Annotated in this window: 16 protein-coding genes and 9 tRNA genes; all 25 read left to right on the plus strand. The window is 39.7% G+C overall.

Going from position 1 to position 20,884, the window contains the following annotated elements; genetic code table 11:
* Positions 1-3 precede the first annotated feature (3 nt).
* The 25 genes from tolA (at position 4) to PSH50_RS07375 (ending at position 20,861) form a co-directional block, all read left to right on the plus strand.
* Positions 4-930, plus strand: a complete 927-nt coding sequence (gene tolA / locus PSH50_RS07255) for a cell envelope integrity protein TolA (protein ID WP_024032176.1) — start codon at positions 4-6, stop codon at positions 928-930.
* Between the two features lie 9 nt (positions 931-939).
* Entirely contained in the window at positions 940-2,298 is a 1,359-nt protein-coding gene (gene tolB, locus PSH50_RS07260) for a Tol-Pal system beta propeller repeat protein TolB (RefSeq protein ID WP_248461289.1), read from the plus strand.
* Positions 2,299-2,334: 36 nt separating this feature from the next.
* Complete coding sequence (pal, locus tag PSH50_RS07265; RefSeq protein WP_004587277.1) at positions 2,335-2,877, plus strand: peptidoglycan-associated lipoprotein Pal; 543 nt, start codon at positions 2,335-2,337, stop codon at positions 2,875-2,877.
* Positions 2,878-2,890: 13 nt separating this feature from the next.
* A complete protein-coding gene (ybgF, locus tag PSH50_RS07270) occupies positions 2,891-3,640 on the plus strand; it encodes a tol-pal system protein YbgF (RefSeq protein ID WP_004587278.1) in 750 nt (249 codons plus the stop codon).
* A 219-nt stretch (positions 3,641-3,859) separates the two neighbouring features.
* A tRNA-Lys gene (locus tag PSH50_RS07275) sits at positions 3,860-3,935 on the plus strand.
* 71 nt (positions 3,936-4,006) lie between these two features.
* Positions 4,007-4,082: transfer RNA gene (locus tag PSH50_RS07280), tRNA-Lys, on the plus strand.
* A 72-nt stretch (positions 4,083-4,154) separates the two neighbouring features.
* Positions 4,155-4,230, plus strand: a tRNA-Lys gene (locus PSH50_RS07285).
* A gap of 73 nt (positions 4,231-4,303) precedes the next feature.
* Positions 4,304-4,379: transfer RNA gene (locus tag PSH50_RS07290), tRNA-Lys, on the plus strand.
* A 71-nt stretch (positions 4,380-4,450) separates the two neighbouring features.
* A tRNA-Lys gene (locus tag PSH50_RS07295) sits at positions 4,451-4,526 on the plus strand.
* 71 nt (positions 4,527-4,597) lie between these two features.
* Positions 4,598-4,673: transfer RNA gene (locus tag PSH50_RS07300), tRNA-Lys, on the plus strand.
* Between the two features lie 73 nt (positions 4,674-4,746).
* Positions 4,747-4,822: transfer RNA gene (locus PSH50_RS07305), tRNA-Lys, on the plus strand.
* A 73-nt stretch (positions 4,823-4,895) separates the two neighbouring features.
* Positions 4,896-4,971, plus strand: a tRNA-Lys gene (locus PSH50_RS07310).
* 150 nt (positions 4,972-5,121) lie between these two features.
* Positions 5,122-6,162, plus strand: coding sequence for a quinolinate synthase NadA (nadA, locus tag PSH50_RS07315; RefSeq protein ID WP_004589501.1), 1,041 nt, complete (start codon positions 5,122-5,124; stop codon positions 6,160-6,162).
* A gap of 166 nt (positions 6,163-6,328) precedes the next feature.
* Positions 6,329-6,418 (plus strand) — tRNA-Ser (locus PSH50_RS07320).
* 475 nt (positions 6,419-6,893) lie between these two features.
* Entirely contained in the window at positions 6,894-7,559 is a 666-nt protein-coding gene (locus PSH50_RS07325) for a hypothetical protein (protein WP_273586435.1), read from the plus strand.
* A gap of 128 nt (positions 7,560-7,687) precedes the next feature.
* Complete coding sequence (csm6, locus tag PSH50_RS07330) at positions 7,688-8,824, plus strand: CRISPR-associated ring nuclease Csm6 (protein ID WP_273586436.1); 1,137 nt, start codon at positions 7,688-7,690, stop codon at positions 8,822-8,824.
* A 70-nt stretch (positions 8,825-8,894) separates the two neighbouring features.
* Positions 8,895-12,338, plus strand: a complete 3,444-nt coding sequence (locus PSH50_RS07335; protein ID WP_273586437.1) for a DEAD/DEAH box helicase family protein — start codon at positions 8,895-8,897, stop codon at positions 12,336-12,338.
* Complete coding sequence (gene rhuM / locus PSH50_RS07340; RefSeq protein WP_273586438.1) at positions 12,339-13,094, plus strand: RhuM family protein; 756 nt, start codon at positions 12,339-12,341, stop codon at positions 13,092-13,094.
* Between the two features lie 12 nt (positions 13,095-13,106).
* A complete protein-coding gene (locus PSH50_RS07345) occupies positions 13,107-13,331 on the plus strand; it encodes a Fic family protein (protein WP_273586439.1) in 225 nt (74 codons plus the stop codon).
* 125 nt (positions 13,332-13,456) lie between these two features.
* Positions 13,457-15,037: a class I SAM-dependent DNA methyltransferase gene (locus PSH50_RS07350; protein ID WP_273586440.1), complete on the plus strand. Its 1,581-nt coding sequence runs from the start codon at positions 13,457-13,459 to the stop codon at positions 15,035-15,037.
* On the plus strand, positions 15,034-16,245 hold the full coding sequence (locus PSH50_RS07355; protein WP_273586441.1) for a restriction endonuclease subunit S: 1,212 nt from the start codon (positions 15,034-15,036) through the stop codon (positions 16,243-16,245). Before PSH50_RS07350 ends, PSH50_RS07355 begins: the two co-directional genes overlap by 4 nt.
* 32 nt (positions 16,246-16,277) lie before the next feature.
* Positions 16,278-17,597, plus strand: coding sequence for a hypothetical protein (locus PSH50_RS07360; protein ID WP_273586442.1), 1,320 nt, complete (start codon positions 16,278-16,280; stop codon positions 17,595-17,597).
* 24 nt (positions 17,598-17,621) lie between these two features.
* Positions 17,622-19,295 (plus strand): AAA family ATPase, encoded by a 1,674-nt coding sequence (locus PSH50_RS07365; RefSeq protein WP_273586443.1) that lies wholly within the window; start codon positions 17,622-17,624, stop codon positions 19,293-19,295.
* Complete coding sequence (locus PSH50_RS07370; protein WP_248519517.1) at positions 19,295-20,203, plus strand: hypothetical protein; 909 nt, start codon at positions 19,295-19,297, stop codon at positions 20,201-20,203. The genes PSH50_RS07365 and PSH50_RS07370 overlap by 1 nt, the downstream gene beginning before the upstream one ends.
* Positions 20,166-20,861 carry an amino acid adenylation gene (locus tag PSH50_RS07375; RefSeq protein ID WP_273586444.1) on the plus strand — a complete coding sequence of 232 codons (696 nt, stop codon included), beginning with the start codon at positions 20,166-20,168 and terminating at the stop codon, positions 20,859-20,861. The genes PSH50_RS07370 and PSH50_RS07375 overlap by 38 nt, the downstream gene beginning before the upstream one ends.
* Positions 20,862-20,884 lie beyond the last annotated feature (23 nt).

The raw sequence follows: 20,884 nt of genomic DNA on the forward strand, positions 1-20,884 counted from the left end.
AACATGAATAGTTCTATAATCAAGTCAGTACTTTTACATTTAGGTTTAGGGGGCTTTTTGTGGGCAACTGCAAATATACACCCACCGGCACCTAAAGTAATGGAAGTGACTCTTAATTCGGCTATTCCTGAGCCTGATAATGCGGTTTCGGCGGTCACGGTTGATCAAAAACAAGTTGAGCAAAAAATTGCTGAGCTACAAAAAAAAGAAGATGCTAAAAAACGCGCTGAAGATAAACGCATTCGCGACTTAGAACGCAGAGCCGCCAATGCGCGTAAACAGCGTGAAGCCGAAGCGCGTAATATTAAAAAGCTAGAGCAACAGCGCAAAGCAAAAGAGAAAGAAAAAGCACAAGCTGAGGCTGAAGCTAAAAAAGCGCGCGAAATTGAACAAAAAGAGCGTGCTAAAGCAAAACAAGCTGAAAAGCAAAAGCAAGAAGCTGAAAACGCTGCTAAAGCTGCTGCAGATAAACGCAAAGCAGAAGAAGAGGCACTGAAAAAAGCCGAAGCAGAGCGTAAAAAGCGTGAAGCAGAAGCTAAAGAACGTGCAAAAGAAGCAGAGCGTAAACGTCAGCAAGCGCTGCAAGAGCAAATGTTACAAGAACAACTTGCTAAAGAGCAGGCTGCACGTAGTAAAATACGCCAACAGCAAGTAGTAAGCGAAGTTGATAAGTACCGTGCTTTAATTATGGCGCGCATTCAGCAAAACTTACTGATTGATGAAAAAATGAAAAACCAACAGTGTCGAGTAAATATTCGTCTTGGGTTTAATGGTTTAGTAACGCAAGTTAAATCGTTAGGGGGTGATAAGCTAGTGTGTGAAGCTGCACTTAGAGCTGTGCGCATGGCCGATACATTACCTGTATCTAAAGACAAAGACGTATTCGAGCAACTTAAGAATATTAATTTAACAATCAAGCCAGAATTTTAAAGGAATGATATGTTCAGCAAAATTAAAGTAGCCTTTGTAGTTATATTATTAGGATTTCAGGGTGTGGCAAATGCGGCACTTGAAATTGTAATAACTGAAGGTGTAGACGGCGCACGTCCTATTGCCATCGTGCCTTTTAAATACAACGGTGTTGGCCCAATTCCACAAAAATTGAGCGATGTAATTGCTGCCGATTTAATGCGCAGTGGTAAGTTTAAACCGGTAGATGTAGCACAAATGCCACAGCTTCCTAATAAAGACGGCGACATTGACTACGCAGCATGGGTAAACCAAGGTGTAGAAGCGGTTGTAGTAGGCGAGGTAGAGCAACAAACTGATGGGCGTTACTTAGTACGCTACGAATTAGTTGATGTTATTCGTGGGCAAATTACCGGTGGCCAAACTCAAATGATGAGCAGCGGTAAACTAGTAAAAAGCCAAGATCATATTTTAGAAGCACGCGAAAGCGTAATTGGTGAAAGTGGCTTTCGCCGTTATTCACACCGCATAAGCGATGTAGTATATGAAAAGCTAACCGGTGAAAAAGGCGCGTTTTTAACTAAAATTGCTTATGTAATCGTACGTGAAGACCAAGCTAAGCCATACCAATTAGTGGTTGCCGATTACGATGGCTTTAACGAGCAAGTATTATTGCGCTCAAAAGAGCCGTTAATGTCGCCAGCTTGGTCACCAGATGGAACTAAGCTTGCGTATGTAACGTTTGAAAACCGCCAAAGCCAAATTTACATTCAAGACCTATACTCAGGTAAGCGTGAGCTGATCACTAGTTACCGCGGTATTAACGGTGCACCGCAATTTTCACCAGATGGCAAAAAAATGTTATTGGTGCTTTCTAAAGATAAAACAGGTGCAACCGAAGTTTACGTTTTAGATTTAGCAACCCGTAAAGAAACACGCCTTACACGCCACCGTAGTATAGATACTGAACCATCTTGGTATCCAAATGGCCAGGATATTGTGTTTACATCTGAAAGGGGTGGTAATGCCCAGATTTATAAGTTAAATTTAAGAACTGGTAGGTCACAACGATTGACCTTCGACGGCGATATGAACCTAGCGGGTTCTATAACGCCAGACAGTAAAGAATTAGTGATGGTTAACCGTACCAACGGGCAGTACCATCTTGCTAAGAAAGAGCTGGCTACAGGCGCGTTTCAAGTATTAACGCGAACTCGCCTTGATGAATCACCGAGCATAGCGCCAAATGGTTCGATGATCATTTATAGCACGCTTCATAATAATAAACAGGTACTCGCGCTGGTATCGATGGACGGTCGCTTTAAAGCACGTTTACCCGTGCTAGACGGACAAGTAAAGGCGCCAGCTTGGTCGCCATATTTACAGTAATATTTGCTGGTTTACTCAAAAATAGGAATCTACTCAATGCAACTTAACAAAGTACTTAAAGGCCTGCTAATCGCTGTGCCAGTAATGACATTAGCCGCTTGTAGCTCATCTTCAGATATTGATGAAGGCGCAGCTAACCAATCAAATCAAAGTGCAGTTGAGCAATCAACAAACACGGATACAGTTGAAGTAGCAACAATTTCACCTGAACAACAAGCAGAAGAGCAACTTCGTCAAAAGTATGAAGCGCTTCGTCAAGAACAAATTATTTACTTTGACTTCGACAAAGCAACTGTTGAGAACAAGTACGCAGAATTACTTCGTGCACATGCTGAGTTTTTAGTTCAGAACCCTTCAGTAAAAGTATTAATTGAAGGTCACGCTGATGAGCGCGGTACGCCTGAGTACAACATTGCACTAGGTGAGCACCGTGGCCAAGCTGTAGAAAAATACCTACAAAGCTTAGGTGTTTCTGCTAGCCAAATGTCAGTAGTTAGCTACGGTGAAGAGAAACCAATGGTTAAATCTCGCACTGAATCAGCTTTCGCTAAAAACCGCCGTGCGGTACTAGTTTACTAAGATAAGAGATATTATGAAGCCGAAAATTATTTTGGCAGCCATGATATTGAGCGGGAGCACCCAAGTTTTGGCTGCTCCCGCTCCTGTTTCAGAAGCTGCAAGTTCACAGTCGAGCATAGAGAAGCGTTTAGCGTCACTAGAAAACATGATGCAGTCGCGAAACTTATTACAAGTTGAATTACAGCAACAACTTAATCTACTTCAAGATGAAGTAAGCCAAATTCGCGGTGTTACTGAAGAGCAAAGTTATAAACTTGAAAAAGTACTTCAGCGCCAGCGTGAGCTTTATCAAGAAATAGAAAACCGCGTAAGCCAAGCGTATACACAACCCGCTGCTGCGCCTGCAACCGATTACACGCAATCGAGCGACGCACAAACCTATAGCAGTGACTTATCTGAAAACGAAGCGTATGAGCGTGCAGTAGCGCTAATAATGAAAGATAAACGCTACGACCAAGCTATTCCTGAGTTTCAAACATTTTTAACAACCTATCCTAATTCTGTGTATGCCTCTAATGCACATTATTGGCTTGGGCAGTTGCTGACCATTAAAAATGATGGTGTAAAAGCAAGTGAGCATTTTAAAGTTGTGGTTAATGAGTTTCCTAACTCAAATAAACGACCAGATGCCATGTTAAAGTTAGGCACGCTTTTACAAGAGCAAGGCCTGAATCAAGAGGCACAAAAAATATTGGGTGATCTAATTAACCAATATCCAAGTACAACTGCTGCAAAACTTGCAACCGAGCGTCTAGCTAATTAGGACGCATTTAAGCGGTGTATTTAAAGCTCAAACTACATAGAAATACTCGGCGAATCTTGTATTTGCATGTAGTTTGAGCACAAACGCTTTAATTTTGCTCACCTAGGCATAAAAACTGAAAAAAAGAGACATTTTCGGTTGCACTCATTTTATAAATAAGTATTATAAGCGCCCGCAGCAAACGAATGGTTACCCCACTCAAAATGCGGCAAAAAGAGCGGGTCATTAGCTCAGTTGGTAGAGCAGTGGACTTTTAATCCATTGGTCGATGGTTCAAGTCCATCATGACCCACCATTCTTTATTTAAGTAAAGTTTGGTTCAATCGGCGGATTTACGCAGCTCACTTAATAGTAAGCACACAGAGCGGGTCATTAGCTCAGTTGGTAGAGCAGTGGACTTTTAATCCATTGGTCGATGGTTCAAGTCCATCATGACCCACCATTCTTTATTTAGGTAAAGATTGGTTCAATCGGCGGATTTACGCAGCTCACTTAAATAGTAAGCACACAGAGCGGGTCATTAGCTCAGTTGGTAGAGCAGTGGACTTTTAATCCATTGGTCGATGGTTCAAGTCCATCATGACCCACCATTCTTTATTAAAGTAAAGATTGGTTTAATCGGCGGATTTACGCAGCGTGTTAATTTTACACAGAATTTAGAGCGGGTCATTAGCTCAGTTGGTAGAGCAGTGGACTTTTAATCCATTGGTCGATGGTTCAAGTCCATCATGACCCACCATTCTTTATTTAAGTAAAGTTTGGTTCAATCGGCGGATTTACGCAGCTCACTTAATAGTAAGCACACAGAGCGGGTCATTAGCTCAGTTGGTAGAGCAGTGGACTTTTAATCCATTGGTCGATGGTTCAAGTCCATCATGACCCACCATTCTTTATTTAGGTAAAGATTGGTTCAATCGGCGGATTTACGCAGCTCACTTAAACAGTAGCACACAGAGCGGGTCATTAGCTCAGTTGGTAGAGCAGTGGACTTTTAATCCATTGGTCGATGGTTCAAGTCCATCATGACCCACCATTCTTTATTAAAGTAAAGATTGGTTTAATCGGCGGATTTACGCAGCGTGTTAATTTTACACAGAATTTAGAGCGGGTCATTAGCTCAGTTGGTAGAGCAGTGGACTTTTAATCCATTGGTCGATGGTTCAAGTCCATCATGACCCACCATTCTTTATTTAGGTAAAGATTGGTTTAATCGGCGGATTTACGCAGCATGTTAATTCTACACAGAATTTAGAGCGGGTCATTAGCTCAGTTGGTAGAGCAGTGGACTTTTAATCCATTGGTCGATGGTTCAAGTCCATCATGACCCACCACTTCTAAAAAATCTCAACACTCCCCTTATTTTATTTAAATCAGTTTCTTATTTTTATTTATAAACAGCATGCCCAGATAGCTGTTATTTGCCCGTGTATTCTCGTATAATTTGCCGTAATTAATGCACTGTAGATGAAGTGGTCGAGAACATGAGTCTAGCTCAAACTATTATGCCTGAAGGTTATATCTTTCCTCCTAAGCCAGCGCCGTTAACTAAAGACGAGCAAGGCGAATATAAAGCACGTATTAAACAACTACTGCAAGATAAAAATGCAGTGCTGGTAGCCCATTACTACACAGATCCTGAAATTCAGGCACTTGCCGAAGAAACAGGGGGCTGTGTTGCCGACTCATTAGAAATGGCACGTTTTGGTGCACGCCACGATGCAGACATGATAATCGTTGCAGGCGTACGTTTTATGGGTGAAACCGCTAAAATTTTAACGCCAAACAAAACAGTTGTTATGCCAACGCTAGAAGCAACGTGTTCGTTAGATATTGGTTGCCCTATTGATGAGTTTTCAGCGTTTTGCGATCAGCACCCTGATCGTAAAGTTGTAGTGTATGCAAACACCTCTACAGCGGTTAAAGCCCGTGCAGATTGGATTGTAACTTCATCGTGCGCGCTTGAAATCGTAGAGCACCTAGATGAGCAAGGTGAAAAAATTATTTGGGGCCCAGATAAACACCTTGGTAGCTACATTCAAAAAAATACTGGCGCCGATATGATCATGTGGAACGGCGCATGTATCGTACACGATGAATTTAAAACAAAAGCGCTTAAAGATATGAAAGCCCTGCACCCAGACGCGGGTGTATTGGTGCACCCAGAGTCACCTGCAGAAATAGTGGCACTGGCAGATGCGGTTGGCTCAACCAGTCAACTAATAAAAGCTGCGCAAACAATGGATAACGATAAGTTTATTGTAGCGACAGACCGCGGTATTTTTTACAAAATGCAGCAGCTATGCCCAGAAAAAGAGTTTTTTGCAGCCCCAACAGCGGGTGAGGGCGCGTCATGTAAAAGTTGTGCACATTGCCCGTGGATGGCAATGAATGGCTTAAAAGCGATAGAAGAAGCTCTGATAGACCCCCGTGGTAAAGAAGTGTTTGTAGATATGGACTTACGCGAAGGCGCGCTCAAGTCACTTAATCGCATGTTAGACTTTACAGCTAGCATGGCTAAGTAATTAGCCTAATACATAAAAACGGTTAAACCTTAAGGTTTAGCCGTTTTTTTATGCCTAAAGTAAATTGCTGATTGATTATTAGACACTTAACAGCACAAATTTAAAAAGACCTTGCACCTGTGTAACCTATTTCATACTATAACGCGCTGTTGCTAAGCAACACCGTGGAGGAATGGCTGAGTGGCTGAAGGCGCACGCCTGGAAAGTGTGTTTAGGTTAATCCCTAACGAGGGTTCGAATCCCTCTTCCTCCACCATCATTCAATATTAGGACGCTTTTTAGCGTCCTTTTTTGTGCCTGAAACTACGTTAAATCTTGTAGGTTGCAGTTCTATCCTTTCTTAGCTCGTTTTACCAAAACCGATAGTTTTAATTCGCTTCTATACCAATCGTGTTAGGTTTCTAAACATTTATAGGGATAGATAAATAGAGTGACAATAAGGCATAAATTTCGACATGTAGTTGCTCCACATAAGAAGTTTATAACGCCTTTAACGCTTTATTTAACACGCTAAAAAGGCTAAATATTTAAGTCGATTGGTATTAGTATCCTACAAAAAAAGCACTGCTTAGGTATACTAAAAATGTAGTTCTGCTAGTGCTAAAAATAAGCACAAGTGAAAGGAGACGTAGATTGGTCATATACAGTATGCATATCAGGGGGCTTAATTAGCATGAATCATAAACACCTCTAAACGTTTTAAAGTAGATATATACAAATAAGGAAATAAAATGGCTTTAACTCAAATGCAAATTATTCAATCACTAGGTGAAGCTATGAGCTGGTTAGAAAGGGAGTTAAGCTGGGATGTTCCCCCAACTGAGCTAAGACACTTGACCGGCCGAATAGGCGAGCTTTATGCTGCACTAATCACGAATGGTCGTATGGCAACAGAGGTTAACCAAGCAGGGTACGATGTTGTATCAAGTAGTGGTGAGCGGATATCGGTAAAAACAACAGCTAAAATGGGGTCAAGCGGCCATATAAGCTTTAACACAAATACGTTAGCGTTGGTTGACCGCATTATTATCCTGAAAATAAATACTGAAGAAATGCAGGTTGAGACTTTATTAGATGCCCCGGTTGAAAAAGCAAAACCACTCATGAATATCGGGCCAACAGGTAAGAGCGCTATTGCGATGAGTAAGTTAATAACCCCCCCTGTTAAGCCACGTATTTTACTAAATGTAAAAGAAGCTACATGGAATAACTACAAATTGGTAGAGCTTGAAAACGGCACCATAGAAGTATTTTTAAATAATGAGCTTGTAACACCCAGTAAGCCTTACCTGCGTGATATTGCTAAAGAGTTGGGTGTTTCAATTTTAAATGGTAACGGAAATCCATTTAATACACGCCAGTTGGGTTCTGTGCTGATTAAAGAGTTATTAAATTAAAGCTACTGTTGTTTATACTCCGTAGTTTAAAGACAAGAAATAAGGCCTCTAATCCACTGAGCTCAAACAAGTTTCATTAACTATGTAATTTATGTATTATGCAGATTCCTCATACAAAAGGATCGTTGATGAAGAATGTACTACTAATAGTTACCGGTGCAAGCCCGCAGGTATTAACCGAAACGCTTTTTGCGCTTTATCAGCAGGGTAAGCCTATGCCTGAAGAGATTTTTGTTATTACAACAAAAAGCACCAAGGCTATGCTTACTGATGGATTATTTGAGCAAGGTAATTTAGCTAAATTAATAGCAGATTATAAACTTCCCTGCATTAAACTTCCCGATGAAAACATATGCCTAATAGAAGACGATAAAGGCCAACCTATTAATGATGCTAAATCTGAAATAGAACAAACCTACATGGCCGATTTTATTACTCGCAAAGTGTTTGAACTCACCAATAAAAATGATATTAGCATTCATGCCTCTATTGCAGGCGGCCGTAAAACAATGGCATTTTATTTAGGTTATGCCATGTCTTTATTGGGGCGTGAGCAAGATTCACTCAGTCATGTATTTGTAAATAGCGAATTTGAATTTGTTAGAGACTTTTACTACCCAACACCTTATGACCACATTATTGACGGCAAAAATGGCACTCAAGTAAACTGTATTAAAGCAAAGGTTACCCTTGCCGAAATTCCCTTTGTACGAATGCGCCAATCTATCGACGAAACCCTCATTGCCAATATGCAAAGTGCATCGTTTAGCCAAACAGTAGCAAGCTTAAACTCAGCGCATAAAAAAGATTTAACCCTAGAGGTAAACACAAAAGCAAAAACACTCACCTTTGCAGGTATCGAAATTAAACTTACCGCAAAAGAAACCGCCTTTTATTTATGGTTAAACCAATACAGCCAAAGTGAACATAAAAAACTAGTTGTGGGTCGTGATTTTGAAGAGTCTTTGCGTTACAGCAAAGAATACCTCATGCTTTTACAGCAAAATAGCAGTGATTTACGTATATTTCGTGATACGTTTGGCATAGAGCCCGAAGATTTTAGAGATGGTTTGCACAGTAATTTAAAGGTAATGGAAAAAACCTTTGTGCAGCAAACTTGTAGCCGCATAAAGAGTAAAATAAATAAGGTGTTACCCAACGAGCTTGCTAAAAAAATAGCGATTGACTCCAATAACCAAAGCTTTGAAACAAGCTACTGGTTAAGTGCAGTAACACACAATATAAAAATAAATATAACGGCTTAATATTCGCAAGCTTGCAAACGCATAAAAATAATAACGCATGGTAAATTAGTTGATAAGGAAGTAATCAGGAATGAAGCAATCAATGAACTTTGAACATATTCAATCTAAGTGGCCAGAGCTACACCAGTTAGCCGCTTTTGCAGAAGACTATGCGATTACCGATCCACAAAGCTCACTGGTTAAGCTGCGTTGCTTTGCCGAAAAAGTAGTAGGCTACTTATACAAAGAACTTAGCTTACCTGTTTTACCAACGTCTAACATTTTTGATAAACTTACCGCCGACGACTTTACCAGTGCCGTACCGCGTTTAATAACCGATAAGCTACACGCCATTCGTAAAAGTGGTAACCAAGCAGCCCACGAAGGCAAAGTTGATCAACAACAAGCTATTTGGATATTAAAAGAAAGCTACTTTGTAGCCTCGTACTTATTTATGGCGTATGCAAATGGTACGCAGCAAGAATGCCCAGAGTTTAAAGCGCCTGAGCAAACACAGCCGACTAACCAAAGTGATGCCGAGTTTGCTAAAAAAAACAAGCAACTCACTCAGCAACTAGCCGAAAATCAGGCCCGTTTAAAACGCGCACTTGACGAACTAGAAGCCGCAGAGCTTGCACAAAAACAAGCACAGCAGCAAGCAGCAAAACTAAAACAAACTATTGATGCAGAAAAGCTAGCTCAGGTTAAAACCCGCAATGAGCAAATTGTTAACTCTAGTTTTAACTTTAACGAAGACGAAACCCGTAAACGCATTATCGATTTAGATTTACGTAATGCTGGTTGGCACGTTGCACTTGACGACGAATCAACAGAAGACGTTGGCAAAGAAGTAAAAGTAACCGACCAACCTACAACAACAGGCGTAGGTTATGTTGATTATGTATTATGGGATGACGACGGTAAACCACTTGCGGTAATAGAGGCAAAACGCACACGCGAAAATATCGAAAAAGGCCGCCAGCAAGCAACGCTTTATGCCAATGCGCTCGAAAAGCAATATGGCCAACGCCCCGTTATTTTTTATTCAAACGGCTGGGATATAAAAATTCTCGACGACACGCAAGGCTATAATAGCCGTGGTTTATACGGTTACTACTCAAAAGGTTCCCTACAGTACTTAATAAAGCAGCGCACACTTAAAAAAGACTTAAATAAAACGCCGATAGATACTGCTGTGGCAGGGCGTTTGTATCAAATGGAAACCATAACCCGAGTGTGTGAGCGTTTTAGTGATAAACACCGCAAAGCGCTTATTGTGCAAGCAACCGGCACAGGTAAAACACGCGTATCTATTGCCCTTGCCAAACGGCTGCTCGATGCAGGTTGGGCTAAGCGCGTACTATTTTTATGTGACCGAAAAGAGCTACGTAAACAAGCGGGTAACGCCTTTACCGAATTCACCAAAGAGCCAGTGCATATTGTAGGTAAAAGCGCTAAAAACACAGCAGCCAGCGCGCGGGTGTTTATAGCAACGTACCCAGGTATGCTACGCATAATGAACAAGTACGACGTAGGCTATTTTGACCTAATAGTTGCCGATGAATCCCACCGTTCAATTTACAATATTTATGGTGATATTTTTAAATACTTTGACGCGCTAGAAGTCGGCTTAACCGCCACACCGGTAGAAATGGTATCGCGCTCAACGTGTGATTTGTTTGGTTGCGATTACAAACTACCCACAGCTAACTACCCATTAGAAGATGCTATAGAACAAGGCAACTTAGTCCCTTACAAAATAGTAAGTTACACCACGCAGTTTTTGCGCGAAGGCATTAAAAAAGACAACCTAACTGATGAGCAAATAGCCCAATTAGAAGAGCAAGGCATTGACCCTAACGAGCTCGATTTTGACGCAAAACAAATAGACGAAGCTATTAAAAATAAAGACACCAACAGGCTCATACTGCGTAACCTAATGGAAAAAGGTCTGCGCGATAAAGACGGCCAACTGCCCGGTAAAACAATTATATTCGCCCGTAACATAGCTCATGCCGAATTAATGGCCCAGTTATTTAGTGAGCTTTACCCGCAGCATGGTGCTAATTTTTGCCGCGTTATTCACTCAAAGTACGAACGAGCCGAAGAGCTAATAGACGACTTTAAATCAAGCGACGAAAACAGCATGCGTATAGCAGTGTCGGTCGATATGCTCGACACCGGCATAGACGTGCCTGAATGCGTAAACCTGGTATTTGCAAAACCCATAAAATCAAAAGTAAAGTTTTGGCAAATGATTGGCCGTGGCACACGCTTATGCGAAAACCTCTATGGACCAGGGCAGCACAAAACTCACTTTTTAATATTCGACCACTGGGCAAACTTTGAATACTTTGACGAAAACCCAGAAGAAGACGACGTAAAACAAGCAAAATCGTTACTGCAAAAACTATTTGAGGCACGTGTAATCCTTGCACAAACTGCCCTCAAAAAAGCCAATATAGATGTGTTTGACCAAACAATAAAATTAATTCACGACGATATTTGCTTACTGCCAATGGAATCAATATCGGTGCGCGACAACTGGCAAGTGGTCGAAACCTTTAAAGACCTAAAACGCCTTAATCAGTTTATCCCTGATGATGTACAAAAGTTACTCGAAGAAGTAGCGCCGCTTATGCAATGGCGTAACATAATGGGGCAAAGTGAAGCCTATAAGTTTGATTTAGAGCTAACCACTATCCAAACACTAATATTTACCGATGCAAACCAAATTGATTTAGCTAAACAAAGTATAATGAACAAAGTTGAATCGCTTCAAATGCACCTAAACGAAGTGCGTAGCAAAGCACCTGCGATAGCAGAAATACAAACACAGCAATATTGGCAGTATTTAACCCATGCAGCGCTTGAGCAAAGCCGCATTAATTTACGCAGTATTATTCACCTGCGTAATAAAAGCGTGAAGCCGCCAACAAGTGATTTTGTGCTTGATATAAAAGAAGACGAAAATCAAATACACGAAGCCGACAGGCTTACAAAAATAGTCTCTATTGATTATCAAATATATCGCCAAGAGGTTGAAAAAACACTCACCCCATTATTTGAAACCGACAGCGTACTTAAAAAAATCCGCAACGGCGAACAAGTAACCGAAGCCGACTTAGCGCAATTAAGCTCGTTAGTGCATACGCAAAACCCAAGTGTAGATTTAAATACATTAAAAGAGTTTTTTCCCGAATCAACCGCGAGCTTAGACAAAATATTGCGTACCATAGTCGGCATGGATAAAAACGCCATAGAGCAGAGCTTTACTACCTTTGTGCAGCAAATACACACCCATGTAAATGCCAAGCAACAACGCTTTATTGGTATGTTAAAAAACCACCTGATTCGCCACGGCGCTATTGAAATAGCCCAGCTTTACGATGCGCCCTTTACCCAAATACACGACATGGGGCTCGATGGCGTATTTAGCCAGCAACAAGCCGACGTAATTGAGCAATTTATTAAGCAGTTTGATGTACAATTGGGTGATAAAAACCAAACGGTAGATAAAGAAGTGATAGTGTAAATGGCTAATCAAGTAGAAGTGTTTCAAAATGAAGATGGTAGCCTACAGTTAGCAGTGCAAGTGCAGCAAGAAAGTATCTGGTTATCGCAATCTCAGCTTGCTGAACTGTTTAAAACATCAACAGACAACATTAGTTTACACCTAAAAAACATATATCAGTCAGGTGAACTTGATGAAAACGCAACTACCGAGGATTACTCGGTAGTTCGCCAAGAGGGTAAACGCCAAGTAAAACGTAAATTAAAACACTACAACCTTGATGCAATAATATCTGTGGGCTACCGCGTTAACTCAACCCAAGCAACACGCTTTCGCCAATGGGCGACTAAAACGTTAAAGCAGCACTTATTAAAAGGCTACACCTTAAATCAAGAGCGATTAGCACAAAACGCAACAGAGCTTAATAACGCATTACAACTCGTTAAACGAATTGCTGTTTTGCCACAAAACAGTGAGTTTGGAGCAGGGCTTGTAGATATAATTGCCAGTTACACGCAAACCTTTTTATGGCTACAACAGTATGATGAAGGACTGCTTAATTCACCAAAAGGGGAGTTAGGCGGCGCACTTACACCACTTAATGATGCAAAAATCGCGATTGATCAGCTTAAGCAAAACCTTATGAACAAAGGCGAAGCTACCAAGCTATTTGCACAAGAACGTGATGATGGTTTAGCAGCTATTTGGGGAGCGTTAGATCAAACCGTATTCGGTGAACCTGCTTACCCAAGCGTAGAAAGTAAAGCTGCGCATTAATTGTACTTTGTTGTGAAAAACCACCCATTTAGTGATGGCAATAAACGCACTGCAGCGTTTTTGTTTGTCGATTTTTTAAATCGTAATCAACGCCTGCTAAACGAGTATTATCAACCAGTAATAAACGATACAGGGTTAGCGGCCATTACTTTGCTAGTGGCAGAGTCAAACCCAAAAGAAAAAGACACCATTATTCGCTTAATCGAAAATTTATTAAGCCAAGCTGAAATAGCATAAAACGTAGGTCGGATAAGCCAAAGCGCCATCCGACGATGTTGGATAAGCCAGAGCGCCATCCAACACCATGATATAAAATTTAATCAATACAACGAGCGTTATAAACCGCTCACACTAGGAAAACTATGATCACCGGACCTTTAAAAAGTAAAATAGACAAGCTATGGGAAGAATTTTGGACAGGCGGCATCACTAACCCGCTGACCGTAGTAGAGCAAATTACTTTTTTAATGTACGCCCGTATGCTCGACATGAACGAACAAGCCGACGAAAAACGCAGCGCACGTACTAAGCAGCCGTTTAACCGCCGCTTTAACGACGATGAGCAACACATTCGTTGGCAAAACCTGCGCCATTTAGGCGCAGAAGAGTTATACAAACTGGTTAAAGATGAGCTGTTTCCGTACTTTTCAAAAACCTCAGGCGATGTATCGCCAGAAGGCGCGATATTTAACGAGTTTATGAAAGACGCGCAATTAATGATTCAAAAGCAAAGCCTATTGGTAAAAGCGGTTGAAATGGTAAACGACTTACCGCTTGAAAACTCAGACACCAAAGGCGATTTGTACGAATACTTGCTTAGCAAACTCACTACAGCAGGCATTAACGGCCAATTTAGAACGCCGCGCCATATTATACGCGCCATGGTCGAAATGATGGACCCAGATGTAACCAGCCAAATATGTGACCCATCAACCGGCACTGGTGGCTTTTTGTCGGTAAGTTACGAATACCTATTACAAAAATACACATCAGCCGAGGGTATAGAGCGCGAACCAGTGCTTGACATAAATGGCAACGTGCAATGTGATGACAGCGGTAAACCGCTCGAAAACTTGCTCTACTCAGGCGATTTAATAACCCCAGAGCAGCGCAGCCACATAGATGCGCACATGTTCAACGGCTTTGACTTTGACGCCACCATGCTTCGCGTAGCCGCCATGAACCTAGTAATGCACGGCATTAAACAACCGGGCATTCATTATCAAGATACCCTAAGCCAAAACTTTAAAGAGCACTACCCGCAAAAAGCAAAAGAAGGCTTTGACATAATACTCGCCAACCCGCCATTTAAAGGCAGCCTAGACGAAGAAGACGTTTGTCCAGAAATTTTACGAAAAGTAAAAACCAAAAAGACCGAGTTGCTGTTTGTTGCGTTAATCGAGCGTATGTTACGTGTTGGTGGTCGCTCAGCGACTATCGTACCTGACGGCGTATTATTCGGCTCGTCTAATGCGCACCAACAATTGCGTAAATTACTGGTAGATAATAACCAGCTAGAAGCCGTAATTTCGCTACCAAGTGGGGTGTTTAAGCCCTACGCTGGTGTATCAACCGCCATACTTATATTCACCAAAGGCGGCAGCACTGATCATGTATGGTTTTACGACGTGCAAGCCGACGGTTTTAGCTTGGATGACAAACGCACGCCAATAAAAGCAAACGATTTACCAAGCTTAATCAGCGAATTTAAAGCTCGCGATAAAGCCATAGCGACAAGTGATAAAAATGATAAAACCCAGAAAGCCTTTTGGGTAAGTAAAGATGACATAGCCAGCAATAAATACGACCTGTCAATCAACCGCTATAAAGAAGTGGTGTACGAGGAAGAAAGCTACGATCCGCCAAAAGAGATTTTAGGTAAATTAGTGAGCTTAGAAAATGAAATTCTTGACGACTTAAAAGCATTGGAGAAAATGCTGTGAGCAAACTACTAACTAGAAGGAAGTTGGGGGAACTATGTAGCGTTGTGACTAAAGGGACAACACCTACTTCGCTTGGGATGGCATTTGAAGATGAAGGAGTTCCTTTTTTGAGGATACAGAACCTATTTGGTTCAAGTGTGCACTTGAAAGATATTTTGTATATCAGCGAGGACACTCATAATGCCCTAAATCGCTCAAAGATAATGGCCGGAGATTTTTTAATAACTATTGCTGGTACTATTGGTCGAGTAGCCATTGTTCCAGATGACTTTCCAGAAGCAAACTGCAACCAAGCCGTTGCAATCTTAAGGTTTGACAAGAGTAAGTTATTTCCGAGGTACTTGTTACATTGGTTAACAACAAATGATGCACTTCAGCAAATAAGTGGTAAGAAAGTTACGGCAACTATTTCAAACTTAAGTTTGGGACAAATTAAAGAGCTAGAAATCCCACTGCCACCACTTGATGAGCAAGAGCACATAGCCGCGATCTTAGATAAAGCGGACGCCATCCGCCGCAAACGCCAACAAGCCATCCAACTCGCCGACGACTTCCTACGCAGCGTCTTCCTTGATATGTTCGGCGATCCTGAGACGAAAGGTTGGGAAATTACTACTGTTGAAAAAGTAGCTGAAAGTACAAAAGGGAGTATGAGAACAGGGCCATTCGGTAGCCAGTTATTGCATAGTGAGTTTGTTGAAAAAGGTATTGCAGTATTAGGTATTGATAACGCAGTTGAAAATAAGTTTAAGTGGGGAAAACAGCGGTTCATCACAGAAGAAAAGTATCAGCAGTTAAAGCGATATACAGTCAAACCTGATGATGTAATTATAACTATTATGGGCACTTGTGGCCGATGTGCAGTTGTACCTGAAGATATACCTACTTCAATTAATACTAAACACATATGCTGTATCACTTTAGATAAAGATAAATGCTTATCTAGTTTCCTACATTCATATTTTTTATATCATCCAGACTGTCAGAAATATTTAGCAACTAATACAAAAGGTGCAATTATGGCTGGATTAAATATGGGAATTGTAAAAGGTATCCCAGTTCCCTTAGTCCCTTTGAATCTGCAAGTTAAATACGATTCTATGGCTAGGCGATTGAATGGATTGAGTAAGGAGTTATCAGAACATAAAGAGAGTGGAAATTCATTATTTAACTCACTAAGCCAAAAAGCCTTTGCAGGCGAACTGTAGAGTTTGATTCATTTATACACTAAAGGATTTTTATGAATATTTATGTAATTGTTATTGTGGCTATTTCGATAGTTTCTTTGTTTTTAATGATTTATTTAATCACTGAAAATAAAAAACTTAAGTCTTATAAATCCGATAAAGAAGAAGCGAAAAGAGAAAGTGCCCTGAAATTAGCTTCGGATGATGTAGATAATTTTAAACAGGGGCAAGATGAAAGTATTGCTTCTAATTTTAAAGTAATGGACTCATCAGGAAATAATATAATTACTGCTCACGAAATATATAAACTTCCTACAAACTCTGTTGATATTACTAATGACAGCGCGATGAATGGTTGGGCAACTCACTTTTTAACTGATGCAACAAAAGCAGGTATGTCTATACCTAATAGGACAATTGAATTGGCGTTTAAAGCGGATATACAAAAAGGTTTAGATGCTGGTAAATATACAATTATGACCACAAAGACCAACGAGAGACTAGCTGATGTAATTGATGTTAATACAAAAAAAATAGTGGGCAAAGGTCGTATTGTTGAGGGGGGAAGAGTAAAACAATTTGCAGCAGGCGCTTTTCATATAGCGAGCATTGCAGTTGCACAATCTCATTTAGCTGATATTAGCAAAAATTTAAAAGCTATTAACTCTTCATTGGGTGATATTAGTAAACATTTAGAGGTATTAGATACAGGTAAAATCAAAGGCGCTATTTCATATTATGAACAAGTTGCAGCACTTATCGAAAAGAACAATAACCCTGACAGTTTAGGCAGTTCAATTAAAGTTAACATAGAAGCTAACATTAAAGACTCTCATGTATGGGTTTCATCGGTATTTGATAAATTTAAATATTTAATAAGCCAAATTGAAGGTCTGGATGACGCCGATAATTTTGGTACAAGTTCGACTTATGCAGATTTTAAAAAAAGAGTAAAACAAGTCGAATCTATTGGTAGAGATTACGATTTATTAATGAAATTTAACAATATGTCTATCGCTATTCTTGGTTATTTAGATCCCCAAAATACTGAATATACAAGGATGGATATTAAAGAAGCCGATTGGAAAGTATTAGTTGAAAAGTATGTAGTTGCATGCCGAAATAAATCTATTCAATATTTTCAAGATAAAGGGTCGCTATTTAATTCTTCAGAAACTCTGGAGACGCGATCTGAAAATATAAATAATACAGCTACTTTAATCTCACACTCATTACTTAGTGATTTAAACTTAATGGCTCAACAAAAAGAAGCAATTGAGCAGCATCTTGAAATATTCAAACAGGATGAAATGAGAATGAGCATCAAGTTTAATAATGAAGGCAATATTGAAAAATCAGTATTACTGAAATAATTATTATTGGGTTAAGGAAAAGCCATGAGAATAAGTAAATTATCATTAACTAACTTTCGTTCATTTAAAGAAAAGCAAACAATAGAGTTCGCGCCTGTTACTTTATTATTTGGTCCCAATAGTGTAGGTAAAAGCTCTGTTTTAATGGCTTTATTTTATTTACATCAACTATTAACTAAAAAAATTACTAATCCAAATCAGATAAGTGCTATTAAAGGTAAGTACATTGATGGTTTTTTTGCTTTAGTAAATGGTAAAGACTTAGAAAAAGACATCACAATTAATGTTGAATTAGATAAGCAAGGTGCTATTGGTGTTGAGTATTTAACCGAAACAACCCAAATGGTTGAATCTCTTATTGATAAAGGCAATATAAGTGATGCCGATCCGCTATTTGTATTAGCTTCGGTTCAAGAACAAGTTGAAAAATTGGAATTAGAGTTTGTTATAAGTTGGTCTCATCAAAAGCAAAATGCATATCTAAAGTCTTATACAGTTTTTGGTGACGGTGAGCTTTTAGGTGAAATGAGTACAGAATCAAAAGATTTTAAGACGACGATCTCAAAGCTTAATTTAAAACATGTAGCTTTACAGCCCTCAGATCAATCTCTTTATATTGATAATCTAATTAGTGAATTTGACCTGATCCATCCTCATTTATTAAATAATATATATAACAATGATATAGAGCAGGAGAGAATTTCTGAAGATGGCTTTGTCTCGGCTCTGCATCACTATCTATTGCATAAAACACCTGGCCTTTTAGAAATGGAGTTTTATTCAAATGATGATGCGGCTATAAAGCCAATTTATTTAGGGCATAGCAAACTTGGTATTCCTCCTTTAGGTCAAAAACTAGAGCTCGCTATTACTGAGCCTGAAATAGGCATAAACGGTGATTACTTTCATAATCAACAGCTCTCGGCATGCTTAACCGAATTATTTATAGCTCCTTTAGATATGTTGTGCGGGTTGTTATCTGAGAGTGTTAATATCGGACCACTGCGGGTAGTTCCAGATCAAAACTTTAATATTTACTCAAATACAGAGCAAAAGCATTGGTATGATGGAAGAGCTGCATGGGATTTATTGGCTAGAAATGATGCAAAGCTAAACAAGCAGGTAGATGACTGGTTAAAAAGTAATAATAAATTAAGTACCGGTGTGGGATTGATGTTGGAGTCCGATCCATTAACTGCTGACTTAGAGCAATCTAGCATTAAGCAAAAATATCACTCTAAAGCAGTTACCCCTTTTTTATGGGATATAAATTCACGAATACCAGTTTGGCCTACCGAAGTAGGGGTTGGTATATCACAGTTGACTCCACTTTTAGTCGCAGCACACTATGTTAAGCGAGGCATAATTGCAATAGAGCAGCCTGAACTTCATATTCATCCTAGATTGCAAGTTCAATTAGGCGATTTACTTATTCAGAAAAGCTCAAAAGCGAGCTTTTTAATAGAAACACACAGTGAACATTTAATATTAAGGTTATTACGAAGAGTTAGAGAAAGCTCGGAAGGCAAATTACCGGTTGGTCAAGTACCGGTTTTACCCAATGATATTAGTGTGATTTCTTTGTCTAAGTCAGAAGAAGGAGCCATAGTCAAAAAGCTTGATATAACCTCTGATGGTGACTTTGAAAAAGATTGGCCTGGTGGCTTTTTTGATGAACGAGATGAGGAGTTATTCTGATGTATCAAGAAGTAGCCTTCGATCCTCGCTGTCTAGAGGAGTTCCATTATTACGGACTATTAAAAACTGAGTTTGGCTTTGAGAAGGGTCGTTATATAGTTGCCCCTGTTAAGCCTTGGGCTAAAGAAGCATTTAAAGCTGCAAAAAATTCGGTACAGCTTAAACCTGTACAAAGGAAATCTATAACAAATTACTTGAATAAGCTTCAGAGGGAAAAAATCAATCGCTTTATTTTATTACCGAAGTACCGCAAAGATTCTATTGACCCTTGCTGGAATAGTTGGTGTGAGAAACAAATAGCCTTAGCACCGTTTCAAAATATAATTTCTGAAAACTTTCAGGGTGCTATTAATTATAATGACATTTTAGAAAGTAATGAGAGCTGGTTGATAAGTCCAACTATCACAGTTGATAAAAATGTAGTAGCTATTACTTCAATAATAAAACCACTGATGAAGTTAGGTGGCATTATAACAATTGTTGATCAGTATTTCCGTCTCGCAGAGAATAGAGTACTAGATGAAATTTTAGGTGAAGCGAACAGTTCCTCTTGCATATCATCTATAAAGTTGGTTACGAGTATTCAGACTGCGAATCCCGAGCATAGTTTTGCTGCACAATATCGAGATAAATACACAAATTTACCCTGTTTTGAATTAGTTATAGTGCCTGAAAGGTTTTTTCATGACCGTTATATTATTACTTCTTTTGGGGCTATTAAAGGGGGGCATGGTTTTTCTGAAGCTATAACTCAAGGTGCACAAGCTGATAAATTAAGCATAAGTTTATGTGGTGAGAGTGAAGCTAAAGAAGTTTTGGATTGGATTGATAAAGTTGTGAAAAGTGGGAAAGCGAAATATTGCATATTAAATGATGAAACTCCAACTTTGCGCTTCAAACGCACTTAATAAATACCTAAAAGCTGATTTACCTCGCTTGCCACATGAACTCGGTAAACAAGCGGGGGTAAATACCCTAATCAGTGACGGCGATAATTTTAACTGGCAATTACAGATTATTGATAACAGCTATAAATCTCGTGAAAAAACAATCATTGTTTGTGAGGCGAATAGCCGTTTTACGTTTTTTATACCGGTTAGTTTAAAGCTATCGCAACAGGAGTTAACTCAACTCTTAGAATATGAGTGGCAATTAATGATGGCACAAACGCTTGAGGTGTATCAGCTAATACCACGCAGCAATATAGCGGTGCTGTTAAGTGAGCTATCTAAAATAGAGTTTCCCCCGCACTGGGTTAAAAATACCGATTTAAGTATAAGCGGCCATATTAGCGATGCCGCACTTTGGGTTACTCAAACACTACAAGAAGAGGGGCTTTATGATTTACCTAAAGACCTTGCCATTGAGTTAGCTATTTATTTAAACACCCAACCTAAACGTATTACTAATAAAACCACTGGCCGAAAAGAGAAGTTTATACCTATAGAGCGCCTACTCACTTACTGCCAAGGGCTTATCAGCTCAGAGAAACTAGTTGATGAGTCATCAAACGAAATAGTTGATACCAGTAATATCATTAATTTTAGTGATTATAAAAAAGATTAAAGCCAGCTAGATTAAATTTTCAC

This window comes from Pseudoalteromonas sp. Angola-7, from assembly GCF_028599255.1.
Classification (GTDB): Bacteria; Pseudomonadota; Gammaproteobacteria; order Enterobacterales; family Alteromonadaceae; genus Pseudoalteromonas; species Pseudoalteromonas atlantica.